2 protein-coding genes are annotated in these 4086 nt (G+C 74.0%); both read right to left on the bottom strand.

Annotated features, from left to right (window positions below):
- Positions 1-157: 157 nt before the first annotated feature.
- Positions 158-2146, bottom strand: coding sequence for an ATP-dependent DNA helicase (locus tag FNQ90_RS14775; protein WP_182606807.1), 1989 nt, complete (start codon positions 2144-2146; stop codon positions 158-160).
- Between the two features lie 113 nt (positions 2147-2259).
- Positions 2260-4086, bottom strand: a 1827-nt coding sequence (locus FNQ90_RS14770) for an IucA/IucC family protein (RefSeq protein WP_182606806.1), incomplete at its 5' end; no start/stop codon positions are given.

The following is a 4086-nucleotide window of genomic DNA, read 5'->3' as shown; positions in this document are numbered from 1 at the left end:
CCACCGCGCCCTCCGGCCGCCCCGCGGGAACACGTCGACGGCGGAGCGGCCGGGTGGGGGCACCGCCCCGGCGACCGGTGGTCGGCCCCGGCCCCCTCGGAGGGCGAGCGGCCGGAACGCCCGGGATGCCGGGTCCCGGCGGTGGACCGGTAGCGCCTCAGGCCTTCTTCGCCGCCGCGTCGATCGCCGCCAGCGAGCGTCGCACCTGCGCCGCGTCGTGCGTGTACCAGAAGTCCGGCATCGAGGCCCGCAGGAAGCTCCCGTACCGCGACCGGGCGAGCCGGGAGTCCAGCACCGCCACCACCCCGCGGTCCCCGGCGGCCCGGACCAGACGTCCGGCTCCCTGGGCCATCAGCAGTGCCGCGTGGGTGGCCGCCACCGCCATGAAGCCGTTGCCCCCGGCCTCCTCCACCGCCTTCTGCCGCGCCCCGGTGAGCGGGTCGTCCGGTCGGGGGAAGGGGATGCGGTCCATGACCACCAGCTGACAGGACGCCCCCGGCACGTCCACCCCCTGCCACAGCGACAGGGTGCCGAACAGACAGGTCTCCGGGTCCTCCGCGAAGCTCTTGATCAGCTCCCCCAGGGTCTCCTCACCCTGGAGCAGGATCGGGTGCGGCAGCCGTCCCCGCAGTTCCTCGGCGGCCGCCCGGGCCGCCCTCATCGAGGAGAACAACCCCAGCGTGCGACCACCGGCCGCCTCGATCAGCTCGGTCAGTTCGGCCATCATGTCCGGACGGGCGGGCTCGCGCCCGGGCGGGTCCAGGTGCCGGGCGACGTACAGGATGCCCTGGCGGCGGTAGTCGAACGGGGAGCCGACGTCCATCCCCCGCCACGGCGGGTCCTCCGGCCCCTGCCGCCCCTCCGGGGGCAGGCCGAGCGAGGCGGCGACCCCATCGAAGTCGCCGCCCAGTTTGAGCGTGGCGGAGGTGAGCACCACCGAACGCTCGGCGAACAGCTTCTCCCGCAGCAGTCCGGAGACGGACATCGGCGCCACCCGCAGCGACGCGCCGTACCGTTCGTGGCGCTCGTACCAGACCACGTCGTACTCCGAGCCCTCCAGCACCCGCTCGGCGACCGTGTGCACGGTCTCCACGGAGGCCAGGGCCTGCCGCCGCACGGCGTCCTCCTGCTCCACCGAGGCGTCCCGGGTGCCGCCCAGGGCGGTGATCACGGTGCGCGAGGCGTCCCGCAGCAGGGCGAGTGAGTGCCGCAGGTCCTCCGGGAGCTCATCCAGACGTCCGGGGAGGGCCGGTTCCATGAGCGCCTCGAAGCCGTCGGAGGCGTTCTGCAGGGCGTCCGCCGCCTTCTCGTCGACCAGCTTTGCCGAGCGCCGGGCGGCCCGGGCCACCGAGGCGGGGGTCAACTCGCCGGTCGCCACCCCGGTGGCGCGGGAGACCAGTTCGTGCGCCTCGTCCACCACCAGCACGTCGTGGGAGGGCAGGATCGAGGCACCCTCCAGGGTGTCGATGGACAACAGGGCGTGGTTGGTGACGATGACCTCGGCGAGCCGGGCACGCTCGCGGGCGGCCTCGGCGAAGCACTCCGCGCCGTAGGCGCAGCGGGTGGCGCCGAGGCATTCGCGGGAGGAGACCGACACCTGCGCCCAGGCCCGGTCGGAGACGCCCGGCGCCAGCGCGTCGCGGTCGCCGGTCTCCGTCTCGTCCGCCCAGTCCCGCAACCGCAGCAGGTCCCTGCCGAGTTTGCTGCTCGCCCCACCGGCGGAGGCGGCCGCCTCGAAGGGATCGAACAGACCCTCTTCCTCCTCCTGCGGGACACCCTCGTGGAGGCGGTGCAGGCACAGGTAGTTGGAGCGTCCCTTGAGGGTCGCGAACTCCGCGCGACGCCCCAGCAGCGGGCGCAGCGCCTCGGTGACCCGGGGCAGGTCCCGCTCGGTGAGCTGCCGTTGGAGGGCGAGGGTCGCGGTGGCGATGACCGCGCGCTCGGCCCGGGCCAGGACGGGCACCAGGTAGCCCATGGACTTGCCGGTGCCGGTGCCGGCCTGCACCAAAAGGTGGGTGTCCTCCTCCACCGCCGCGGCGACGGCCTCCGCCATCGCCACCTGGCCGGGCCGCTCGGTGCCGCCGATGGCACCGACCGCTGCGTGCAGGAGTTCAGGAATGGCGGGACCGCCCGATGGTGCGCTCATAGCGCAGACACCCTACGCGGTCCCTCCGACACCGGGCCCGGCCCGGTGGGGCCGGCGGACGGATCCGGCCGGCCCCGACGGACCGGGGCGCCCGTCGACGCCCCGTCATTCGTTCACGCGAGTGGGGGAGGTGAGTGCAGCGGGTTGACCACCGTGCCGTGCACGGCCGCGTGCGGGCGCTCCGACCGGTCCCGGTAACCGTCCAGATGGAGGCGGTTGCGGTTCAGACACAGGCGATCCAGACGCGGGGAGAGCAGATCGAACCGCTCGAAGCGGCGCTTCAGCTCGGGGAACCGGTGCTGGTACCGCAGGATCTCCGCGCGCACCAGGGCCCAGAAGCGGCCCTCGGGCACCCCCAGGTGCTCCGCGCACACCGGTGCCAGGTACCGGAAGACCCCGATGAACAGCCCGGAGTGGATGAACTGCGGCAGGAAGGAGGACGGCTCGGTCAGCAGGATCCGGGCGACCTCCTCCGGTATGCCCTCCCGTTCGGGCACCGGTTCCGCGCTGAGGTTCACGTCGTCGACGAAGTCCTTGACGGCCAGTCGGGTGGGGACCTCGTCGGCGTCGAAGAGCACCACCGCGTTCTCGCCGTGCGGGGAGAACACCGTGCCGTAGCGGTAGAGGAAGTGCAGCAGCGGCGGCAGCAGGGCGGAGAAGAGACGGGAGAGCCACTCCTGCGCGCCCAGACCCGAACGTCCCACCAACTCGGCGACGAGGGCGCGGCCGTCCGCGCCCACGGTGGGCAGGGCGGCCAGGGTGCGGGCCCGCTCCCCCGGGTCCAGGTGGGCGGTGACCGGCTCGCGCCAGATGCAGCCGAGCAGTTCCCGGTACTGGTAGGGCACCTCGGGCAGGCCGTCGTACAACGGATGGGGAACGGTGACCGAGGCGGTCTCGCCGAGCAGCACCACCCGGGTCTCCTCGGCCAGGAAGGGGTCGGCGTCGCGCAGGCCGAGCATCCAGGCGGTCACGGCCGGGGCGGCGAGGGTGCGTTCGGTCGGCAGACCGCGCCACACCAGCGTGTTGAGGACCGACAGCGGGAGCTTGACGCCGCGTCGCTCCGGGTGGTCCAGGTTGAGGAAGGTGCGGATGGACTGTTGGGGCAGGCGTCGATCGCCGTCGGTGGGCAGCGGGATGAGGACACCCTCGGCGACCTCCCGGGCGAAGAGGGTGGCGATGGTGGTGTCCCACTGCCAGGGGTGGACCGGCAGCCAGAGGTAGTCCTCCGGGTTCCGGCCCCGGTCGGTGACGGCGCGGGCGAAGGTTTCCCGGGTCCCCGGGTCGAGCTCCTCGTCGTAGAGGGTGGCGGGGTCCGCGAGGGCGGGCACACCCCGGTACCGCGCGAGGTCCCGGTGGGCGGCGAGCCAGGGCAGCCGGGCCGGTCGCCGCGCCTCGGGGGCCCAGCGGGCGGCATCGGAGGCGGAGAAGCCGACGCGTCCCTTGTTGGCGACCAGCCAGGGGTGACCGGTCTGGTGGCCCTCCAGTTCGGCGTAGCCCAGGTCGGCGGTGGCCGCCGCGTCGATCGCCCGGGTCGCCAGGACGGTGTCGGCGGCCAGCGTGGCGGTCAGCTCCCGGATGAGGTGGCCGGTGGTGTCACCGCTCAGGCCGAGCGGTTCCTCCCGGGCGAGGGTCACGAACCGCAGGGGGTCGGCGTCGGGGCCGATGGAGTCGGGGTCGACCTGCCAGTGCCCGTGAGCCCAGCGGCGGGCCCGGAAGCGGTAGCACAGGTCGGGGTTGACGGGCAGGCGGTAGGCGCGTTCCGGTGGCAGCGGCGGGGCGTCCCCCACCACGTCGACGGGTGGATCCGTCGTGCCGGCGGGTGCGGGGCCCGGGGGGACCCCGCCGCCGTCGGGGCCGTCGGGTACGGGCGTGATGATCTCCTCGTAGGCGAACTCGGCGAGCAGCTTGGCGAAGAGGGCACGGGAGGCGCGCTCCCAGTC

This window comes from Streptomyces alkaliphilus, from assembly GCF_014141535.1.
In the GTDB taxonomy this organism is placed as follows: Bacteria; Actinomycetota; Actinomycetes; order Streptomycetales; family Streptomycetaceae; genus Streptomyces; species Streptomyces alkaliphilus.
Note: the sequence above shows the minus strand (reverse complement) of the source record. Positions and strands in the feature narration are given on the sequence as shown.

Coding starts and splice junctions, on each gene's coding strand:
- FNQ90_RS14775 (WP_182606807.1), bottom strand. CDS start 2,146: ATGAGCGCACCATCGGGCGGTCCCGCCATTCCTGAACTCCTGCACGCA.